The organism is Epilithonimonas zeae (assembly GCF_023278365.1).
Classification (GTDB): domain Bacteria; phylum Bacteroidota; class Bacteroidia; order Flavobacteriales; family Weeksellaceae; genus Epilithonimonas; species Epilithonimonas zeae_A.
Genome location: NZ_CP075338.1, coordinates 2,263,602 through 2,282,745, shown reverse-complemented (window position 1 = coordinate 2,282,745; position 19,144 = coordinate 2,263,602). Strand labels below are relative to the sequence as shown.

Sequence of the window (19,144 nt, the reverse complement as noted above, 5' to 3'; positions counted from 1 at the left end):
TAGAGATACGTTATAATTTTGACATTAAAATGTTAATATGTTGAAATTTTTATCATTTATTTCTCTATTTATTTTAATTTTCTCTTATGCACAGGATGATTTGTTAAAAGAAATTGATACTGTAAAAACTGAAGAATCATATTCTCCTAGTTTCAAGGCACTGCAGGTTGTTACTGCGCAATCCACAAAATTACCTGCAAGAAAAGAATTCTATCTTGACATTTCTCATAGATTCGGGGATGTAAGTGATGGGTTCAAAAATTTCTTCGGATTAGATAATGCGACCACAAAATTAGGCGTAATCTATGGCTTGGAAGATTGGCTTGCCTTGAGTGCTTCCCGGCATACTTACCAAAAAACTTATGAGTTTGGTGCAAAATATAGACTATTCAAACAGGAAAAAGAATCGCCATTTGATATTGTTGGTTACAATGTTTTGGACATCAATTCGGAACTCAGAAAAGATGATTTCCCAAAGTTGGAATTTTCCGACAGATTTGCCTATCTATCTCAATTGTTGATTTCAAGAAGATTCACAGAGAATCTGACCTTACAATTGATGCCAAGTTTTGTTCATAAAAATCTCATCGAACCAACCATTGACAGCAAAAATCTCTTCTCAACAGGTTTAGGCGGAAGATATAAAATCTCGAAACGGGTTTCTATCAACGCAGAATATTTCTACAATTTCGAGGATAAGAACTTTTACAAAAATCCTTTATCTGTAGGGATGGACATCGATACTGGCGGACACGTGTTCCAGTTGGTTTTCAGTAACTCGCAGGCCAACACGGAAACCGGTTACATTTCCAATGCGACTGGTGATTGGGGAAAAGGACATTTCTTTTTTGGGTTTAATCTTTACAGAGTTTTTTAAAATACTGATTATGAAAAAAACAATAAAACTATTCATTCCGGTTTTGGGATTTTTGATGTTGATGAGTTGCGATACCAAAACTTTTGAAGAAATTTCTGATGTGAAGCCGATTACAGAAACAGTGAGCTACAACAAAAATGTGAAAACAATCATTGATAATAATTGTGTCGTTTGCCACTCGCCGACGGGTTCTAATCCTTATTTTCCTCTCACGGATTACACGGCTGTGAAAAATTCTATTGACAACATTCTGGACAGAATCCAGAGAGCTAACGGCGACCCTTTGAAAATGCCTCAGGGTGGAACATTGTCTCAGGATAATATCAACCTGATCATCAAATGGAAAGCAGATGGTTTACTGGAAAATTAATCTATAAACAAATGAAAAAATGAAAGCTTTAGTTTTTTTTATGGGCATTATTATAACCTCGAATTTCGCCTTTGCTCAAAAATATTCTACCAAAACCGGGAAAATTACTTTTGAAGCTTCGGTTCCGCTATTTGAAGATGTGTATGCCGAGAATAACAATTCGACAACAATCATGAATGCCGATACCGGCGATATTGCCTCGCTTGCAATGGTCAATGGATTTACGTTTAAAGTTAGTCTCATGCAGGAACATTTTAATGAAAACTATGCAGAATCTACCAAATATCCTAAGACAAGCTTTAAGGGGAAAATCCAGAATTTTAATAAAAGCGATTTGTCAGCCAAACCAAAAGCTTACACCATTTCCGGAACATTGAATTTCCACGGTGTTGATAATGCAGTTCAATCAACGGCTAACATCTATCTGAAAGATGACAAGATTGTTGTTCAGGGAAAATTTGTCGCAAAAACTGCAGATTATAAAGTTAAAATTCCAAAAATGGTGGCTGCAAAAGTGGCGGAAAATGTGAACGTGAACTATAACTTCTTACTTCAGAAATAATGAAAAAATATTTTACAGTAATTTTTTTGATAATGTTTTTCGTGTTGAGTTTTTCTCAGACTAAAAATGTTTTTGATATCGCACGAAGCGGAACTCTTGAAGAAATGAAAGCTTTGGTTAGTCAAAATCCGGATATCATTAATTCTAAAAATGAAAGAGGTTTTACACCTTTGATTTTGGCTTGTTACAGAGGCAATACCGAGGTTGCAAAATATCTGATTGATAACGTAAAAGACTTGAACTATCTCAGTCAGGAAGGAACAGCGCTTTCGTCGCTTTGTATTAATTATAATAAAGAACTTGTAGAAAAAATGTTATCAAAAAATGCTGACCCTAATATTCAGGATTCTTTTGGAAATACTCCACTTTTATGGGCCGTAAAAAGAGGAAATCTGGAACTCGTAAAAATACTTTTACAAAATAAAGCGGACAGAACTATAAAAGATTCGCTTGGAATTTCGGCGTTTGAATATGCTGTGAAATCTAATAATAATGAAATGATTAATCTTCTAAAATTTTAATAATATGTTTAAAAAAAATCTACTTTTAGGAATTCCGCTTTTTATCAGCGGTATGTTCTTTTCTCAGTTTTCTACTGGGATGGTCAGTTTGCCCACAACTTCTATGTCAATAAAAATTGATGTTGATGCTACAAATGTCACTATGACTTTAACCGGGAGTAGTACCAGTTGGTTAGGAATTGGATTCAGTAATGAAGGGATGAAATCAGGAGCGGATGGCTTTATTTACAATAGCAGTGCTGATAGAGACTACACTTTTAATGGAGTAGGAGTAGCTCCATCGGCAGATGCTGTACAAAACTGGACAGAGCTTTCTAATACAGTCGCTTCCGGAATACGGACTTTGGTAGTAAGAAGAACTCTTGCGGGAGGAGCTGGTGATTACGCATTTACGAATGCTGCAGGAAGTCTTCCTATATTCTATGGTAAGGGAACTTCCACAGCTTTGGCGTACCATGGCGCAGGAAATAAAGATTATGCAACTTTGACATTCTCTCCTGCTCTGGCTGTTGATGATGTTAATTCTTCAGCGAAGAAAATAGGCGTTTATCCTAATCCTGTAAAAGATATCTTGAATTTTACTAATGCGGATAAAATCAGTTCGGTTAAAATTTATGATTCGACCGGAAAACAAGTGGTATCTCAAAAATCCGTTGTAAGTCTGGATGTTTCTCAATTGATGAAAGGTGTTTATTTCATAGAATTTGAAAATATAGATGGCTCCAAGAGTTATGAAAAGTTAATCAAGAATTAAAACAAAATCCTCAGAATTTCTGAGGATTTTTAATTTTATTTAATTATAATTTTTTACGAGACCTTTTACAATTTTGATGACGCTAGGCATTGCTTTGTTGGCTGCTTCCAAAACTTCTTCATGAGAAACAGCGAAGGAAATATCAGGACCTCCTAAATCTGTGATGATAGAAAGACAGAAACAATCCATTCCCTGATGTTTTGCAACAATCACTTCCGGAACAGTACTCATTCCAACAGCATCTCCGCCAATGGCTTTTACCATTCCGTATTCTGCAGGTGTTTCAAAAGTTGGACCTGTCAAAGCGACATAGACACCTTCTTTTAAATCTATGTTTTCCTGAACAGCAATTTGTTTAGCTAGTTCAATCATTTTGCGATTATAAGGCTCACTCATATCCACAAAACGAGGTCCCAATTCATCAATGTTTTTACCCCTCAACGGATGCTCGGGCATCATATTGATATGATCGGTTAAAACCATAATATCCGCTACTTTGAAGTTGGGATTCACGCCGCCACAAGCATTAGATAAAATCAAATTCTTAATTCCTAATAAGTGAAAAACTCGGAAAGGAAAAGTGACAGTTTCCATAGAATGACCTTCATAATAATGAAAACGCCCACTCATCATCAAAACTTTTTTGCCTTCGAGAATTCCGTAAATCAATTTTCCGCCGTGACCAACAACTGTAGTTTGGGGGAAATTCGGAATGTCTTTATAATCTAAAGTATGAATAGCCTCAACCTCGTGTTGAAGTTTTCCAAGACCAGAACCCAAAACAATAGCAAAATCAGGAGTTTCCCCGATAATGTTTTTGATGAATTCTGCCGTTTCTTTAAACTTTTCTAACATAATTCTGAATGATATTATTAAATTCCTGCGGTTTATCTATCTCCACATTAATTGGCCAATAATAGATTTTGTTTCGAAGATAATCAAATGTTTTCAGGCGAACATAATCTTTTTCGGTTGTTAGAATGACTTTATATTCACCCAATTTTTTGTACTCTGCAGTAATCTTTTTGATGTCATCATCAGTAAAATTATGATGATCTTTGAACTGGAGATGTTTAATCTTTTTATTGTACTTCGAAATCTCTTTCAGAAGCTGTGAAGGATTTGCTATTCCGGTAATCAATAAAACATCATAATAATCCAAGTTCTTTACAGGCATTATTTTATCAATACCAAGAATATTCTCGTCATAGGCAATTGATGAAAAAAATACTTTCTGGTAATGCTGAGGTCTGATTCTGGAAATATAATATTGCTTTTTTTCCTCAGTTAAATCATCAGGGCACTTCGTTACCATTATAAGATTTGCACGGCTCATTCCGTGTCGGCTTTCACGAAGGTCACCGGCAGGTAAAATGAAATCTTTAAAATAAGGATCGTTGTAATCTGTTAAAAGAAGATTCATTCCAGGTTTTATCGCACGATGCTGAAAGCTGTCATCCAGAAGAAGAACATCCAGGTCCATATCTTCGATGATTTTTTTTGCACCATAAACACGGTCTTCACAAACGCCAATGACGAAACGATTACGAAAACGTTCGAACAACTGCATAGGCTCATCACCCACCAATTTATAATTGCTGTCGTAGTTAACAATGCTGTAGCCTTTTGTGATTCTTCCGTAGCCACGTGAAAGAACACCTGTCCTGTAGAATTTGGATAAATAATCTGCCAAATACATAACCATTGGCGATTTTCCGCTGCCACCAACCGACAGGTTTCCGACACCAATTATTGGTGTTCTGAATTTCGTAGAAGAAAAAATTCCCCAATCATACATTCGGTTTCTAATAGAAGTTCCCAAATGATAACCCAAGGAAAAAGGGTAGAGATACCATCTTTTCATATGTGGCAAAAATAAGGATTTCTATGGAATAAAAAGTATGTTCTGACTGATGAAAATTTATCTAACCAAAGATTATTATTTATCAATAATCAATTTGAAACTTTGCTTATAACCAGAATTGGTTTTGATATTGAGAATATAGTTGCCATCCGATAAATTGCCAATAAAAACACTTTGATCAATAGGGTTTTGGTTGATGTTTTTAATGATTCTTCCAGATGTAGAGTAAATTGTAATATCTAAAAATGACTTTTCAGTTTTATTATTTTTATCAATGAAATAAATATAGTTTTTTGCAGGGTTTGGATAGAGAACAAATTTAGAGTTTTGTTTTTCTATTTGTATGTCGGTATCATTGTCTGCTGGCGGTGTTCCGATAGCTTCAAAATTAAATGCTTTGTCGAGATATTCTATTCTTTTCGTTAACCACTCACGGATATATGCAAACTCTTCATATTCGGATGAAATTGTACTTCCAGAATTAGCTATCTGATCTCTTTCTAATGCACCATTATCTTTCAGGTAATTAAAGTTATCAATCAGGATTTGCATTATTTTATCTACCGTAACAGAGTTATTTCTTAATTCTGTCCATCGGTTTTTCAGATCCAATCGGAAGCCTTCAGGTCTTGTGTCATTATAAAGTCTATTATATAGACCGTTCGTCAATAAGTCATCAGTTGTATTATCTATTGAAGAGTCCCAAATTCTTCCCAGTACACCATCAAGATCCCAAGGGACAAAGAAATATTTTTCATTTTTGTTATATCTAGCTGTATAAACATTCTTTCCTGTATTGTCTAATACTCTCAGGACATTCATAAAAATAAAATAGTCAATAATATTTCTATCGTCATATTTTTCTTTGTATTGAGAATAGAAAATCTCATTAGAACTATTAATTACAAACTCATGTAAAGCATATAAATTGCTCCAGTTTCTTAAATCTTTTGGGTATTTGTATTCGAAACCACCCCAAGTTTCAGAATTATTATCAAACTCTGGTAAATCATAATAAGTGGTTGTTTCCCAAGAGTCTGCTTTATATAATTCTCCTCTGATTTCGGACTCTGTATTTTTTTTAAGTTTTAGCTGCTTTCTGTCAATTTTTTCTGAAATACCATATAATCCTTGATAGGAGTTGTTTACAAATGCTTCTACATATTTTGTTCTAATTCCAGATCTTGCTTCCGGTTCTTTGTCCTTATAATAGAGTTGGCTGATATTGTCCCAGATTTCCCAAGCTGTTTTACTTGCAATTTTGAGAGGTTCATTATACATAGCTTGGATGTTCCAGTCTTTATCTTCTCGCATATCAAACAGAGCAATATCCTTTGTGTCATTCCCTTTTGTGTCATTCCAAAACTCAATTTCAAAAGATTTTTTAGGATATAATTGCGAGGACGCACCACGATATTCTATACCAGCATTGGAAACAACTGTTTTTCCGTCTCTTTCAACAATTGTTATGTGAGATAAAACTTTAGGTGTGTCAACAATAGTTGATGCTGAATTGATATAAAGAAGAGGCAATTCTGTAAAATAAATAGAATATCTAATCATTTCCCAACTTAAGATATATCTTGATCCAATCTTCAGAGTAGTAACATTATCAAGAACTTTGAAATCATTACCATTGATGTTTATAGTAATTGCCTGTCCGTCAAATTCTAATTTACTAAGATCCGTATTGCAGACAATCAGTCTTTTTCCTTCATCTATTCTGTAACTGTCTTTAGGAAGTTCAATTGTTGAAGCATTAGAAAAAGTACTCAACAAAATTAGGAAAAGGGTTATTAGTTTATTCATACTGCATATTTTTAAGGGTGCAAAGATATCATTTTCAAAAATTTTAAACACTCATTTGAATTATTTTCTACGAAACAAGATCAATATCATAAAGATTTTGCCAATAGTTTTTTAATTATCTTTGCACTCTTATATAGAATCGTATGATATTATCTATGACAGGTTTTGGGAGAGCCGAAACTGTTTATCAAGGAACAAAGATTACCGTTGATATCAAATCGCTGAACAGCAAAAATTTTGATTTGAATGTTAAAACACCACTTAGGTATAAGGAAAAAGAATTCGATATTAGGAAATTACTGAATGATAAAATCCTTCGTGGAAAAGTAGATTGTTACATCAACTGCGAAAGTCTGGAAGACAGCAATGAGGTGAAAATCAATCAAGATATTGTCAAAGATTATATTGAACAGTTGAGAGCGGTTGCTTCTGATGCTCCAGAATTCGAATATCTAAAAATGGCTGTAAGAATGCCAGATGTTTTATCAACAAAAAGTTCTGAGTTAGAAGAAGATGAGTGGAAAGCGCTTCTTTCTGTTGTGCAAGATTCAGTAAGTAAATTTATAGAATTCCGTCAAACAGAAGGTAATAACTTAGCCGAAGAGATTGAGAAAATTGTCCAGAATATCGAGTATAATCTAAGTCAGGTAGCCCAATACGAAGAAGAAAGGATTCAGCCAATTAAGGATAGATATCAGACTGCGCTTAAGAATTTTGAAAATGTAGATGAGACAAGATACTATCAGGAGATGGTTTATTTCGTGGAGAAATTAGATATATCAGAAGAAAAAGTTCGTCTTTCCCAACATATCAAATATTATCTTGAAGTGATGAGAAATGAAGATTTCAATGGAAAGAAATTAGGTTTCATTGCTCAGGAAATGGGAAGAGAAATCAATACGTTGGGTTCAAAAGCTAATCATTCTGAGATTCAGAAATTGGTTGTTGAGATGAAGGATGATTTAGAGAAAATCAAGGAACAAACGCTGAATGTTCTATAGAAATGTATTTTAAAAGCTTATGAATTTTTCGTTTAAGTTTTTATTAATATTTTTATTTGCGATTGTAAAATCACAAAATATAGATTTTCTTGCTAATATTCCATCAGAATTGAAAGAATCAGAAATTAGAATTTATAAAGACAGAGGAATTACAAACAGCAGTTATGTTTTCAGAATTTATCAAGAAGATAAAACTTGGAAAGCAAATTTAATCCAATGGTTTTTGCCAAAAAAACTAGACAAAGAGCTCATAAAACCAAAAAACACAATTCTAAAATCTGAAAAATCATTAGAAGAAATTTTCGTAAACATTCAAGCAAGAAATATAAATTACTTACCAAAAGAAGAAGCTTTTCAATACAAAAAGACAAGTAATAAAAAAGTTATTTTTGATACAGATGAAAATGCATTTGTATTTCATCAACAACTAATGTCGGTTCTTGATGGTACTGGTTACTTGGTAAAATATAAAGCAGGAAAACAACAGAATGAATTTGAATACAGCAATCCCGAATCTTATTTAAAAAACTATCCTGGCATTGATGAGCTCCAAGATTTCGTAGGTATTCTAAAATACATCAGAAAACAATTTAACATAGAATTTTAAAAATCAAATTTTGAAAGAAAAAGTCATCATATTCTCCGCGCCGTCCGGAAGTGGTAAAACAACGTTGGTCAAACACGGACTTTCCGTAATTCCACAACTGAGTTTCTCAATTTCAGCAACTACAAGACAACCAAGAGGCGAAGAAGAACACGCAAAAGATTATTATTTTCTGACGCCGGAAGAGTTCAGAGCCAAAATATCACAAGATGGTTTTGTAGAATTTGAAGAAGTTTATACCGATAAATATTACGGAACTCTTAAATCCGAAGTCCAAAGAATCTGGAAAGAAGGAAAAGTCGTGATTTTTGATGTCGATGTAAAAGGCGGAATTCGGCTGAAAGAGATATTCGGAGACAAGGCTTTATCGATTTTTGTAATGCCTCCAAGCATCGCCGAATTGGAACAGAGATTGATAAAAAGAAATACCGACTGCGCAGAAACCATAAAAACCCGAGTGGAAAAAGCAGGCGAGGAAATGACTTACCAAAAGCATTTTGATAAAATTATTGTTAATACAGATTTGGATGAGGCAAAAGCGGAAGTCGAGAAAATTATTAATAACTTTATCAACGAATAAAATCTGAAAAACACGTAATGGAAAATACATTAGACATTGCAATCAACAATATGCCTGTAAAAGGTTTTCTTGACCTCAAAGAATTTGCGATTCCAATAGGCGATGACCTTGTGAAAGCTATTCTTGACCTCAAAAAAGAAAAAAATGCCGTTATTCTGGCGCATTATTATCAGCCAGGACCGATTCAGGATATCGCTGATTTCCTTGGAGACTCTTTACAGTTGGCAAGACAGGCAAAGGAAACCGATGCAGATATGATCGCTTTTTGTGGCGTCCACTTTATGGCAGAAGCGGCAAAAATCCTTAACCCGACCAAAAAAGTTGTTCTGCCCGATACTTTAGCAGGCTGTTCATTAGCAGACGGTTGTTCGGCGGAAGGTCTCAACAAGATGCGCGAGCAATATCCAGATGCACTGGTAGCAACTTACATCAACTGTAATGCGGAAACCAAAGCCGCTTCCGACATCATCGTGACAAGTTCCAATGCAGAACAGATCATTAATGCTTTACCAAAAGACCGACCTATTATATTCGCTCCGGATAAAAACTTAGGAAGATATCTCAGCAAGAAAACAGGTCGTGATATGATTCTTTGGGACGGGAGCTGTATCGTTCACGAGGCATTTTCTATGGAGCGTATCGCAAAACAGCTGGCAGACCACCCGAATGCAAAACTGATCGCACATCCGGAAAGTGAAACACCGGTTTTGGAACTGGCGCATTTCATCGGTTCAACGTCCGCGCTTTTGAATTATGTAGAACAAGATGATTGCCAAGAGTTTATCATTGCGACTGAAGAAGGAATTCTTCACGAGATGAGAAAACGCGCACCACACAAATCTTTGATTCCCGCTTTGGTTTTCGACGAGAGCTGCAACTGCTCAGAATGTTTCTTTATGAAGAGAAACACGCTGGAAAAACTTTATCTGTGTATGAAATATGAACTTCCGGAAATTACAATGGACGAGGATATTCGTCTCAAAGCATTGAAACCGATTGAAGCCATGCTGGAACTTTCCAAAAGCATCAAATAAAATCAAAACCTTGTCTTTTCAGATGAGGTTTTTTTTTGTGGAATTATTTGGGCAATCTCCGCAAGATTTTTCCAAAGCTTTCCCGAAGCAAAAATTTGCAGAGCCGGGCTATCCGTTGCAATCTTTTTTTGCAAAAAAGGATTTCCACTACTATCCCTATTGCAGCTTTGCAAGAAAGAAACCTTCAGAATAAATAAGAGTTTACCAGAATCTTTTTCATTCTGTAAGAATCTAAACCGAAGAGATTCTTCCGGAATGACAAACTAAATGTTTTAATTCGTTTGTTTCTTTGCTGAGTTTTACGCCTTTGCGAACCTTAAAATATTTTTCAATTATGATTAAAAATCTTTGCGGACTTTGCGTTCAAAATATTTTTCTATTTTTAAAGAATGAAATCAAAAATCATTTTAGAAGACATAAAAATCTATGCTTATCACGGTGTTTTGCCAGAAGAAGCTTTGATTGGGAATAATTATATCATCAATGCAGAATTACAAGCCGATTTAGAAAAAGCCTCACAATCTGATAATCTTAATGACACCATCAATTACGCTGAGGTTAGCGAAATCATCCATCAGGAAATGGCAATCCGTTCCGAACTTTTGGAACACGTGATTGGAAGAATCATTAACAAAATTGAAAATACATTTCCTCAAATCACTTTCATTAAAATCAAATTGACAAAAACCGTTCCACCAATGTCAGGAGAAATGAAAGGTGTAAGCTTAGAATTTGAGAAATCGATATTCTAATAGAAAGATGCTAATCAACTCCTTCAGAGTTTTAAACTCTGAAGGGGTTTCATTAAATAATAATGTTAATGAAATCTTAAAATTTGGTATTAAGTTTGATGCAAAGAACTCAAATACAAAATTTTATGAAGAATTATATTGCAGTTGGAATTGCTGCTTTGGGTTTTATTATTGCTGCTGCTTTACTGGGAAGTGCTGTGAAAAACAGAAACAAATCGGAAAATACGGTTTCTGTAACGGGACTTGGTTCCAAAACTTTTACTTCTGACTTGATTTCCTGGTCTGGAAGTTTTTCCAAAAATAGTTTTGAGTTGAAATCTGCTTATGATGCCTTGGCAATTGACCGGCAAGTGATTTCTCAATATTTAAAATCAAAAGGAGTGAAGGAAAATGAGATGATTTTTTCCGCTGTGGATATTCAGAAACAATTCAGAAGTTTTACAGATTCTAACGGCAATTATCAGCAAGGAGAATTTTCAGGTTATAATTTGACTCAAAGTGTTTCCATAAAATCAAAAGAAGTGGCTAAGATTGAAAATATTTCCAGAAACATTACAGAAATCATCAATCGCGGAATCGAATTTACTTCTTCATCACCACAATATTTTTATACAAAACTGTCTGATGTAAAACAAGAAATGATTGCCAACGCTACTAAAGACGCCAAAGAGCGTGCAGAAAAAATTGCAGACAACGCAGGAAGTAGTCTCGGAAATTTGAAAAAAGCTACAATGGGTGTGATTCAAATTACAGCTCCTAACTCCAACGAAGATTATTCTTATGGCGGAACTTACAATACTACTTCCAAAGATAAAGAAGCAAGCATTACCATAAAACTTGAATACGAGGTCGATTAAAAGTAAAGGAGCAAATATTTGCTCCTTTATAATTTTGTCTTGCTGTCAAAAACTAAGGTGACAGGTCCATCATTAATTAGTGAAACTTTCATATCTGCCCCGAAGATTCCGCTTTCGGTTTTCAAGCCAGACTTTTTTATTTCATCTTTAAAATATTCAAATAATGGGATGGCTTTGTCCGGTCTAGCCGCTTTGATGTAAGACGGTCGGTTGCCTTTTTTATAATCAGAAATCAAAGTGAATTGACTGATGCAAAGAATTTCGCCGTTGATATCTTTCACAGAATGATTCATTTTTCCTTCTTCGTCAGAAAAAACTCTTACATCCAGAATTTTCTTAACAAGCCAATCTGCATCTGTGTTTTCATCACTTTCATCAACGCCAATCAAAAGCATTAATCCTTTTCCGATTTCTCCGACAATTTGGTTATCTACTTTTACGTTTCCTTCGGAAACGCGTTGGATTACGACTCTCATTTTAATTATAAATATCTAAAATATTGGAAGCAGAATTATAACTGTATCCATAAGTTTTAGGAGCTATTTTTGCCACACTATTATCTGTTGGCTGACCGGTAATCAAAATCCATTGTGAGCCATCTTTTGGACAATAAATAGAAGTGTCGTTCTTAACTTCCAAGGTTGTATCTGTATCCGGGCAAATATGCGGCGCATTTCTGTCATAAACTTTGAATCCGGTTGTGGTTCTTACTACAATTAATCCTCTAGTTCCTGCTCCATCTACGCTAATATATTCCCAAGCTCCTACTGTTTGTAATTTATAATATAAAGGTAACTTGAGGTCAAGTTGGACTGAAATAATAGAGTTGGGAAAACAGCTTACGGTTTCATTTCTTTCACTACAAGAATTATTAATGGTTAAAATGCTGATAATCAAAAATAATGCTAATGATGATGCGATTTTTTTAGCTTTCATTTCAAAATAAATTATATATTTGTAAACTCAATTCGAGACAAATTAGTATCCGGCAAAGGTCGGATTATTTTTTTATACAAACGATAAATTTTATTGTTATGAACTACGTAACCAAAGAAGGTTTGGACAAAATGAAAGCCGAACTGGAGCAACTAGAAACGATTGAAAGACCAAAAATAACACAGCAGATTGCTGAAGCAAGAGATAAAGGCGACCTGTCTGAAAATGCAGAGTATGACGCAGCCAAAGAGGCACAAGGGATGTTGGAAATGAGAATTTCTAAACTGAAAGATGTTATTTCTACATCCAAAATCATCGATGGAAGTCAGCTTGACCTTAGCAAAGTATCTATCCTTACAACGGTTAGATTGAAAAATAATGCCACAAAAGGAGAGCAAAAGTTCACTTTGGTGCCTGATAATGAAAGTGATATAAAATCTGGAAAAATTTCTGTAAATACACCAATTGCTAAAGGTCTTTTGGGTAAAGCTGTTGGTGAAACTGCAGATATTATATTGCCAAATGGTAACAAACTTTCTTTTGAAATTTTAGAGATTTCGTTATAAGATAAATGTAGTATTGTTGGTTTAATAATTGCTGAAAATTACAATCAATATTAAAAAAAATATGAGCACTATTTTTTCTAAAATCATCAGCGGAGAAATCCCAAGTTATAAAATAGCAGAAGACGATAAGCATATTGCTTTTCTGGATGCAATGCCTTTGGTAAAAGGTCATACTTTGGTTGTTCCGAAAAAAGAAATTGATCTTATTTTTGATTTAGATTCTGAAGATTATAAAGAACTTTGGGCTTTCACCCAGGATATTGCAAAACAAATCAAAAAAGCTATTCCTTGTAAAAGAGTAGGTGTGGCTGTTGTTGGTTTGGAAGTGCCTCACGCTCATATTCATTTGATACCACTCAACAATATGGATGAGCTTAATTTTAAAAATGTCAGGCTGGTTTTTACGCCAGAAGAGTACAAAGAAATTCAGGAATCCATAACAAAAGCATAAAAGAAGTCTTGAACTTCTTTTTTTAATTTTAGAACTTAAGAAAATTATGAATCCAAATCAATGTTCATTTTGTGGAAGAAAAAAGGATGAAGTTCAAATCCTGATTTCTGGGCAGAATGGCTTTATATGCGAAAATTGTATTGAACAAGCACATTCTATCGTAAAGGATAGTGTAAATAAAACATCAAACTCAGCTTCTATGGCAGAATCTCTGGAAGAACTTAAAAAGCCTAGAGAAATAAAAGCTTTTCTTGACGAGTATGTGATTGGTCAGGATCAAGCTAAAAAACAATTGTCAATTGCAGTTTATAATCATTATAAGAGATTATTACACGCACAAGACGAAAACCGTGAAGTAGAGATTGAAAAATCTAACATCATAATGATCGGCGAAACAGGAACAGGGAAAACTTTGTTAGCAAAAACGATTGCAAAACAACTTAATGTTCCTTTCTGTATCGTAGATGCAACAATTCTTACTGAAGCGGGCTATGTTGGGGAAGATGTAGAAAGTATTCTTTCGAGATTATTGATGGTGGCGGATTATGATGTAGAAAAAGCGGAAAGAGGAATCGTTTTTATAGATGAGATTGATAAAATTGCAAGGAAATCTGATAACCCTAGCATCACAAGAGATGTTTCCGGTGAAGGTGTTCAGCAAGGTTTACTGAAATTGTTAGAAGGAAGTATTGTTAATGTTCCGCCTCAAGGTGGTCGTAAACATCCGGATCAAAAATATATCCAAGTTAATACTCAGAACATTTTGTTTATTGCTGGTGGTGCTTTTGACGGAATGAAGGAGATTATCGAGAGAAGGTTGAATAAACAAGCTATTGGTTTTTCTGCGGAAAAAATCAATAAAGTTGATGAGGAAGATTACATCCTAAGTCAGATCAATGCGATCGATTTGAAGAGTTTTGGATTAATACCTGAGCTTTTGGGGAGATTTCCGATCATTACTTATCTGGATAAGTTAACAAAAGAGACACTTGTAAGAATTATGAAAGAACCAAAAAATTCGATTATCAATCAGTTTACAGAACTTTTTAAAATGGATAATGTAGTTCTTGAGTTTACAGATAATGCAATTGAAGAAATTGTGGAAGATACTATGAACAAAGGACTTGGAGCAAGAGGACTGAGAGGAACGACCGAAAAGGTTTTGGAAGATTATATGTTTGATATTGAAAATAATGCAATCGTTAAAATTGAGTCAATATTATAAAATCTTTAATTATTTACATATTTTTTTCAAGTATTTAAAAAATTAATATCTTTGCAGGAAGAACACACAAACACATACACACGATGATACGAAAATTATTTATTCTCCAACTGATACTTTTTAATGGTATTATTTTTTCCCAAAACATACTTACTTATGTTGGGAATACAGCTCTGGTAACAGTTCAAAGCAATACTTTGGTTTATAATGGAGGAGGTTTACAAACTGCTGGTTCTGCGGTGGTAAATAACTCTGGAAATATTATGATTAATGGAGTAGCAGCTGATGGATTAACTATTGCGAATACGTCTAGTTTCAACTTAAAATATAATCCTGCATTAACTACAGATTATGGGCAATTGTACATATCTGGGATACCACAAACTGCCGTTACAGGAAAGGTAAATAAAGAATACAGGTCTGATTATCAAAATGGAGTAACAGGTAGACAACAAACAAGTTTACCATTTAATGGTTTCACTATTCAGGATCTGATCAATACTTTCGGAACGGGACAAATTAATTTTACTAATGGAGCTAATACTCCAAGTGGTCGTTTTAGCCCAAATTCCATTTTCAGATGGAATAATTTCAATTCCAAATTTGACCAGATTTATATAAATCCAGATAATAATACAGTTGTGGGAACTCCTATGACTTATTACATATTGCCTAGAAGAAATGCTTCAGGAAGTACTTATTTTTGGAATCCCACTTCTACATCTGCTGCAGATTTAAAAACATTCTCTGGTAATCCTATTTCAGATAATACAAATACATCTTCTAATTTTATTTTTAATTTGTCAGGTCAGCAAGCTGTTAATTTTGGATATAATGGTAGTTTAAGAAATACATATGGGGAAACCTATAGAAGTTACTTAGATGATCCATTTAGTTCTAAAACTCCAAACTGGTCTACAGATTATGGTAGAAATCTTTACCACGTGGCAAATCCATTTCTTACTAATATAGATTTGAAATTTATTGCAACTAATGAAGCTGGAAATCTTAGTGATGGTAATTATATATCAAATCTTGTAGGAATTGCTTATTATGGTTCCGCTCAAGTTAATTGGCAGTTAGGTCAAGGTACTACTTATGGTACTGCAATTGTTGCACTGACTTCAGGAGGGGCTTTTCAAGCAGGAGATATTACTGCTAATAGATTAATTATTAAGCCGATGGGAGAATTTATGGTTAAGTTAAATTCAAATACAGCTCAAACGTTAGATTTTTCTAAAACTAGAAGATTTAAATTTACTTCTCGTGCCGATGGAGTTGATTATTCTGTGACATCTGCTAAATCCAGTTCAGAAGATAATAATGATATTCCTGCAGATAAAATTGTAAAACAAGTAGCTGTCGTAGTATACGATTTGGATGGATTAGAAATTGATAGAACATATTACGCTATTTCTCCTTCTGCAGTAACTGGTTACGATCCTATTAATACTAAATTACAGGCATATGCTACTGTCAATACTGTGGTAGCTGGAGATCAATTAGCAGAGCCATCTGCTAGTATAGAACGAAAAATATATACTAAGGAAGAAGTATTAAATGGAGGGGAAGATATTAACCAAATGGATAAGCTATATATCAATGAAGCTAACGAAATTGGATTTAAGTCAAAAGAAATTCCTTTATATATTAATAATATTGATCAGCCATATCAAATAAAATTTGAGGTTTATGAGAAAGGAGAGAGAATGCCGGAAGGATTAAGTAATGGTAATAGTTTCTATATTAAAAATTCTCAAGGTCAATTTACGAAGATAGTAGATGGTCAAGGGCTGTCTTTAAGCGGAACTCAAGTTTTAGGATTATATTATGAGTTACCTGAAGGAGCAACTTTAGGAACAGGAAATCTTAATAATTTTCAAACTGTAATTGCTAAAAAAGATTCTAAGTGGACTGTGAGATTTGCGAAAGATTGGAATAAAGCTACTGTTGAAGTGTATTCTTCTGCAGGACAGCTTTTAAATACAAAATCAGGTATATCTACAAGTACAGATTATACTATTCCTTTGAACTATCAGGCAAAAAGTATTTTCGTAGTGAAAGCAATTTCTGATAAAGGAGAAGTTGTGATTAAAAAAATTGTTAATTAAACACACAAATATTTAATGATGACAAATCTTTTATTAAAAAAGGTATACGGATTTTTATTTTTAGTAATGAGTATACTTACGTTTGGACAATCTGTCCCACCACCACCCGAAAATCCAGAGTCTGGAGATATTGGAGCTTATCCGGCATCACCAATTGATGACTATGTAATAGGCTTATTTCTAGTAGCATTAGTAATGATTGTAGCCTTTGTGATAAAATCAAGACAAAGAACATTACAATAAAAAATATTTTTTAATACTGTAAAACTCACTTTTTTAGTGGGTTTTTTTTAATTTTATTCTATGAAAAAATTATTATTCGTTAGCAGTGTATTAATATCTGCATATGCATTTCCGCAGTTTACTGTAAGCGCGGATATACCAACTTATTTAGCGGATTCAGAAGTTTATCTATATGGATTCAACGGGTCAAAAGAAATACTCTATTCCAAAGCTAAAATTATCAATAACAAAGCTGTTTTCAAAGTTGACAAAAAATATATTGGAATGATGAGAGCTTTTTTTCAAAAGTCAAATTCATCCATTAATATGGCTTCCGAGAACTCCAATATTAACTTTAAAGTTGAATTGGACAGTAAAAATAAAATCTCCAATGTAGTTTTTACTGATGAAACCAATCAGCTTTTTAGTAATGATGTAGAACTTCAAAAGAAGCAAGAGTTGATCCTGCCTGCTCTTATCCAAATTAAAGATTATTATAAGCCTTCTGAGAGTTTTTATAAATCATTAGAAACAGAAATCAATGCTCTTTCTAAAAACGATTCGTCGCTTTATGCTTCGCATCCGTTTTTAGATTATTATAATAAGAATCAAAAATATTCTGTTCAGGAAAAAGCAGCTGAAATAAAACCGCAAGATTATATCGATTTTTACTCAAAATCTGGAGAGTTTCTAGAAACATCATTAATCTTGAAACCATCTCTAATTAACTATTTAAATGCATCCAAATCGAATGTTGAAGGTGGAGTAGATAAATTGTTGGATGCTGTTAATCTTGAGACGCCGCGCGGACAAACGATATTGTCTGAGCTTATTGATATTTTTAATTCTTACAATATGGATAAGTTGAAAGAAAAATATCTTGCCCAAGCTAATAATCTCAAATGTACAATCAACGACAGATTATCCTCTACATTGAAAGCGAACAATAATACAGAAATTGGCGCAAAAATGCCAAATAATACATTAGCTAATGCAATCCATACAAAAGCTAAATCTCTCTATGATATCAAAGCTTCTAAAAAGATAATTGTTTTCTGGTCTTCTACTTGTTCGCATTGTGAAGCAGAACTCCCTAAATTACTTGAGAAATATGATAAACTGAAAGCGCAAAATATAGAAATTGTTGGCTTTTCTTTGGATAGTAGTTTGGATGAGTTCAAAAACAAAGCAAATATCTATCCTTGGGTAAGTGCATCAGAAGGGAAAGGTTGGTATAGCTCTTATGGAGAAACTTATAATATCGTTGCTACGCCTACATATTTTGTGTTAGATTCTGATAATAAGATTCTTAGCAAACCTAACCATGTAGGAGATGTTTTAGATTATTTAAAAGTTAATTAAAAGTTTGTGGAAATGCAAATAATCCTTATATTTGCACCACAAAAATGGCGAGGTAGCTCAGTTGGTTAGAGCGCAGGATTCATAACCCTGAGGTCACGGGTTCAATTCCCGTCTTCGCTACAAGATAAAACCGTAAATTGATTTCAATTTACGGTTTTTTTAGCTTTATATTTTAAGAAAGATTTCGATCTTAAATCAGCTTTAGGTTATATGCTGAGTTCCTAATATGAATAAAAAATGGAAGCAAGTTGTTTAACTTACTTCCATTTGATCACTTGTGTTTTTGTGTTTTTATAAATTATAAGTATTTATTATTATTTAATAATTAATAATAACTATTTACTTTCAGATTTCTTATACAAAAGTAGTGTATAGAGATAAGGAAAAGAAATTATTATGAGAATAATTACAGAAATTATACTATTGATTTTAAAGCTTTAATTGTTGTTTTTCAGTGTGTTATGATGTTTTTTTTGTGTTTAATTTGTTCCTTTAAAAATGATTAGGATAATGGTCTTAAAAACTATTTTTACTTCCAATATTTAAAAAAAGTTTGATGATTATAATTTGAATTATTTTAAATAATAGAAATTTAAAATCTTAAATTATTGATTGATAGTTTGTTTTTAATATTTAATAAATATTTTTAAATATATATTTGGAGGTTACATTTATATGTTGTACTT

Annotated in this window: 23 protein-coding genes and 1 tRNA gene; 19 read left to right on the top strand and 5 right to left on the bottom strand. The window is 33.4% G+C overall.

Features of this window, described 5'->3' with window-relative positions; all coding sequences use genetic code 11:
- Positions 1–37 precede the first annotated feature (37 nt).
- From KI430_RS10155 to KI430_RS10135, 5 genes are read left to right on the top strand one after another with little or no spacing between them, the layout of a single operon-like run.
- Positions 38–877 (top strand): DUF5777 family beta-barrel protein, encoded by an 840-nt coding sequence (locus KI430_RS10155; protein WP_248874481.1) that lies wholly within the window; start codon positions 38–40, stop codon positions 875–877.
- Positions 878–887: 10 nt separating this feature from the next.
- Positions 888–1,247 (top strand): c-type cytochrome, encoded by a 360-nt coding sequence (locus KI430_RS10150; protein WP_248874479.1) that lies wholly within the window; start codon positions 888–890, stop codon positions 1,245–1,247.
- 19 nt (positions 1,248–1,266) lie between these two features.
- A complete protein-coding gene (locus KI430_RS10145) occupies positions 1,267–1,809 on the top strand; it encodes a YceI family protein (RefSeq protein ID WP_248874477.1) in 543 nt (180 codons plus the stop codon).
- Complete coding sequence (locus KI430_RS10140) at positions 1,809–2,330, top strand: ankyrin repeat domain-containing protein (RefSeq protein ID WP_248874475.1); 522 nt, start codon at positions 1,809–1,811, stop codon at positions 2,328–2,330. Before KI430_RS10145 ends, KI430_RS10140 begins: the two co-directional genes overlap by 1 nt.
- A gap of 4 nt (positions 2,331–2,334) precedes the next feature.
- The gene (locus tag KI430_RS10135) at positions 2,335–3,084 is read left to right on the top strand and encodes a T9SS type A sorting domain-containing protein (protein WP_248874473.1); all 750 of its coding nucleotides are present in this window, start codon (positions 2,335–2,337) and stop codon (positions 3,082–3,084) included.
- 39 nt (positions 3,085–3,123) lie between these two features.
- Here the strand turns inward: KI430_RS10135 and KI430_RS10130 are convergent, their stop codons facing one another.
- From KI430_RS10130 to KI430_RS10120, 3 genes are all read right to left on the bottom strand, one after another.
- Positions 3,124–3,939 (bottom strand): purine-nucleoside phosphorylase, encoded by an 816-nt coding sequence (locus tag KI430_RS10130; RefSeq protein WP_248874471.1) that lies wholly within the window; start codon positions 3,937–3,939, stop codon positions 3,124–3,126.
- Positions 3,923–4,948 (bottom strand): tetraacyldisaccharide 4'-kinase, encoded by a 1,026-nt coding sequence (gene lpxK / locus KI430_RS10125; protein ID WP_248874469.1) that lies wholly within the window; start codon positions 4,946–4,948, stop codon positions 3,923–3,925. The genes KI430_RS10130 and lpxK overlap by 17 nt, the downstream gene beginning before the upstream one ends.
- 75 nt (positions 4,949–5,023) lie before the next feature.
- Complete coding sequence (locus KI430_RS10120) at positions 5,024–6,757, bottom strand: CotH kinase family protein (protein ID WP_248874467.1); 1,734 nt, start codon at positions 6,755–6,757, stop codon at positions 5,024–5,026.
- Between the two features lie 143 nt (positions 6,758–6,900).
- Here KI430_RS10120 and KI430_RS10115 point away from each other — a divergent pair, with 143 nt between their 5' ends.
- The 7 genes from KI430_RS10115 (at position 6,901) to KI430_RS10085 (ending at position 11,585) form a co-directional block, all read left to right on the top strand.
- On the top strand, positions 6,901–7,758 hold the full coding sequence (locus KI430_RS10115; RefSeq protein ID WP_248874465.1) for a YicC/YloC family endoribonuclease: 858 nt from the start codon (positions 6,901–6,903) through the stop codon (positions 7,756–7,758).
- 19 nt (positions 7,759–7,777) lie between these two features.
- Positions 7,778–8,365, top strand: coding sequence for a hypothetical protein (locus tag KI430_RS10110; RefSeq protein ID WP_248874463.1), 588 nt, complete (start codon positions 7,778–7,780; stop codon positions 8,363–8,365).
- A gap of 10 nt (positions 8,366–8,375) precedes the next feature.
- Positions 8,376–8,942, top strand: coding sequence for a guanylate kinase (gmk, locus tag KI430_RS10105; RefSeq protein ID WP_248874461.1), 567 nt, complete (start codon positions 8,376–8,378; stop codon positions 8,940–8,942).
- A gap of 17 nt (positions 8,943–8,959) precedes the next feature.
- Positions 8,960–9,976 carry a quinolinate synthase NadA gene (nadA, locus tag KI430_RS10100; RefSeq protein WP_248874458.1) on the top strand — a complete coding sequence of 339 codons (1,017 nt, stop codon included), beginning with the start codon at positions 8,960–8,962 and terminating at the stop codon, positions 9,974–9,976.
- Positions 9,977–9,998: 22 nt separating this feature from the next.
- Positions 9,999–10,169, top strand: a complete 171-nt coding sequence (locus tag KI430_RS10095; RefSeq protein WP_248874456.1) for a hypothetical protein — start codon at positions 9,999–10,001, stop codon at positions 10,167–10,169.
- Between the two features lie 196 nt (positions 10,170–10,365).
- Entirely contained in the window at positions 10,366–10,728 is a 363-nt protein-coding gene (gene folB / locus KI430_RS10090; RefSeq protein WP_248874454.1) for a dihydroneopterin aldolase, read from the top strand.
- A gap of 125 nt (positions 10,729–10,853) precedes the next feature.
- A complete protein-coding gene (locus KI430_RS10085) occupies positions 10,854–11,585 on the top strand; it encodes an SIMPL domain-containing protein (RefSeq protein ID WP_248874453.1) in 732 nt (243 codons plus the stop codon).
- Positions 11,586–11,611: 26 nt separating this feature from the next.
- On the opposite strand, the gene dtd is transcribed toward KI430_RS10085, so the two are convergent.
- Together dtd and KI430_RS10075 are read right to left on the bottom strand one after the other, a co-directional pair.
- On the bottom strand, positions 11,612–12,061 hold the full coding sequence (gene dtd / locus KI430_RS10080) for a D-aminoacyl-tRNA deacylase (RefSeq protein WP_248874450.1): 450 nt from the start codon (positions 12,059–12,061) through the stop codon (positions 11,612–11,614).
- 1 nt (position 12,062) lies between these two features.
- Positions 12,063–12,521 (bottom strand): hypothetical protein, encoded by a 459-nt coding sequence (locus tag KI430_RS10075; RefSeq protein WP_248874448.1) that lies wholly within the window; start codon positions 12,519–12,521, stop codon positions 12,063–12,065.
- Between the two features lie 98 nt (positions 12,522–12,619).
- Here KI430_RS10075 and greA point away from each other — a divergent pair, with 98 nt between their 5' ends.
- From greA to KI430_RS10040, 7 genes are all read left to right on the top strand, one after another.
- Complete coding sequence (gene greA, locus KI430_RS10070; protein WP_248874446.1) at positions 12,620–13,087, top strand: transcription elongation factor GreA; 468 nt, start codon at positions 12,620–12,622, stop codon at positions 13,085–13,087.
- A gap of 61 nt (positions 13,088–13,148) precedes the next feature.
- Positions 13,149–13,538, top strand: a complete 390-nt coding sequence (locus KI430_RS10065) for an HIT family protein (protein ID WP_248874444.1) — start codon at positions 13,149–13,151, stop codon at positions 13,536–13,538.
- A 46-nt stretch (positions 13,539–13,584) separates the two neighbouring features.
- Positions 13,585–14,763: an ATP-dependent Clp protease ATP-binding subunit ClpX gene (gene clpX / locus KI430_RS10060; protein ID WP_248874442.1), complete on the top strand. Its 1,179-nt coding sequence runs from the start codon at positions 13,585–13,587 to the stop codon at positions 14,761–14,763.
- An 83-nt stretch (positions 14,764–14,846) separates the two neighbouring features.
- The gene (locus KI430_RS10055; RefSeq protein WP_248874440.1) at positions 14,847–16,874 is read left to right on the top strand and encodes a hypothetical protein; all 2,028 of its coding nucleotides are present in this window, start codon (positions 14,847–14,849) and stop codon (positions 16,872–16,874) included.
- Positions 16,875–16,940: 66 nt separating this feature from the next.
- Positions 16,941–17,117, top strand: a complete 177-nt coding sequence (locus KI430_RS10050; protein WP_248874438.1) for a hypothetical protein — start codon at positions 16,941–16,943, stop codon at positions 17,115–17,117.
- Positions 17,118–17,177: 60 nt separating this feature from the next.
- Positions 17,178–18,458, top strand: coding sequence for a thioredoxin-like domain-containing protein (locus tag KI430_RS10045; RefSeq protein ID WP_248874436.1), 1,281 nt, complete (start codon positions 17,178–17,180; stop codon positions 18,456–18,458).
- Between the two features lie 46 nt (positions 18,459–18,504).
- Positions 18,505–18,578 (top strand) — tRNA-Met (locus KI430_RS10040).
- Positions 18,579–19,144 lie beyond the last annotated feature (566 nt).

What these genes read in the sequence shown, in the direction of transcription:
- KI430_RS10155 (WP_248874481.1), top strand. Translation starts at nt 38, where the DNA reads ATGTTGAAATTTTTATCATTTATTTCTCTATTTATTTTAATTTTCTCT.
- KI430_RS10150 (WP_248874479.1), top strand. Translation starts at nt 888, where the DNA reads ATGAAAAAAACAATAAAACTATTCATTCCGGTTTTGGGATTTTTGATG.
- KI430_RS10145 (WP_248874477.1), top strand. Translation starts at nt 1,267, where the DNA reads ATGAAAGCTTTAGTTTTTTTTATGGGCATTATTATAACCTCGAATTTC.
- KI430_RS10140 (WP_248874475.1), top strand. Translation starts at nt 1,809, where the DNA reads ATGAAAAAATATTTTACAGTAATTTTTTTGATAATGTTTTTCGTGTTG.
- KI430_RS10135 (WP_248874473.1), top strand. Translation starts at nt 2,335, where the DNA reads ATGTTTAAAAAAAATCTACTTTTAGGAATTCCGCTTTTTATCAGCGGT.
- KI430_RS10130 (WP_248874471.1), bottom strand. Translation starts at nt 3,939, where the DNA reads ATGTTAGAAAAGTTTAAAGAAACGGCAGAATTCATCAAAAACATTATC.
- lpxK (WP_248874469.1), bottom strand. Translation starts at nt 4,948, where the DNA reads ATGAAAAGATGGTATCTCTACCCTTTTTCCTTGGGTTATCATTTGGGA.
- KI430_RS10120 (WP_248874467.1), bottom strand. Translation starts at nt 6,757, where the DNA reads ATGAATAAACTAATAACCCTTTTCCTAATTTTGTTGAGTACTTTTTCT.
- KI430_RS10115 (WP_248874465.1), top strand. Translation starts at nt 6,901, where the DNA reads ATGATATTATCTATGACAGGTTTTGGGAGAGCCGAAACTGTTTATCAA.
- KI430_RS10110 (WP_248874463.1), top strand. Translation starts at nt 7,778, where the DNA reads ATGAATTTTTCGTTTAAGTTTTTATTAATATTTTTATTTGCGATTGTA.
- nadA (WP_248874458.1), top strand. Translation starts at nt 8,960, where the DNA reads ATGGAAAATACATTAGACATTGCAATCAACAATATGCCTGTAAAAGGT.
- KI430_RS10095 (WP_248874456.1), top strand. Translation starts at nt 9,999, where the DNA reads ATGAGGTTTTTTTTTGTGGAATTATTTGGGCAATCTCCGCAAGATTTT.
- folB (WP_248874454.1), top strand. Translation starts at nt 10,366, where the DNA reads ATGAAATCAAAAATCATTTTAGAAGACATAAAAATCTATGCTTATCAC.
- KI430_RS10085 (WP_248874453.1), top strand. Translation starts at nt 10,854, where the DNA reads ATGAAGAATTATATTGCAGTTGGAATTGCTGCTTTGGGTTTTATTATT.
- dtd (WP_248874450.1), bottom strand. Translation starts at nt 12,061, where the DNA reads ATGAGAGTCGTAATCCAACGCGTTTCCGAAGGAAACGTAAAAGTAGAT.
- KI430_RS10075 (WP_248874448.1), bottom strand. Translation starts at nt 12,521, where the DNA reads ATGAAAGCTAAAAAAATCGCATCATCATTAGCATTATTTTTGATTATC.
- greA (WP_248874446.1), top strand. Translation starts at nt 12,620, where the DNA reads ATGAACTACGTAACCAAAGAAGGTTTGGACAAAATGAAAGCCGAACTG.
- KI430_RS10065 (WP_248874444.1), top strand. Translation starts at nt 13,149, where the DNA reads ATGAGCACTATTTTTTCTAAAATCATCAGCGGAGAAATCCCAAGTTAT.
- clpX (WP_248874442.1), top strand. Translation starts at nt 13,585, where the DNA reads ATGAATCCAAATCAATGTTCATTTTGTGGAAGAAAAAAGGATGAAGTT.
- KI430_RS10055 (WP_248874440.1), top strand. Translation starts at nt 14,847, where the DNA reads ATGATACGAAAATTATTTATTCTCCAACTGATACTTTTTAATGGTATT.
- KI430_RS10050 (WP_248874438.1), top strand. Translation starts at nt 16,941, where the DNA reads ATGAGTATACTTACGTTTGGACAATCTGTCCCACCACCACCCGAAAAT.
- KI430_RS10045 (WP_248874436.1), top strand. Translation starts at nt 17,178, where the DNA reads ATGAAAAAATTATTATTCGTTAGCAGTGTATTAATATCTGCATATGCA.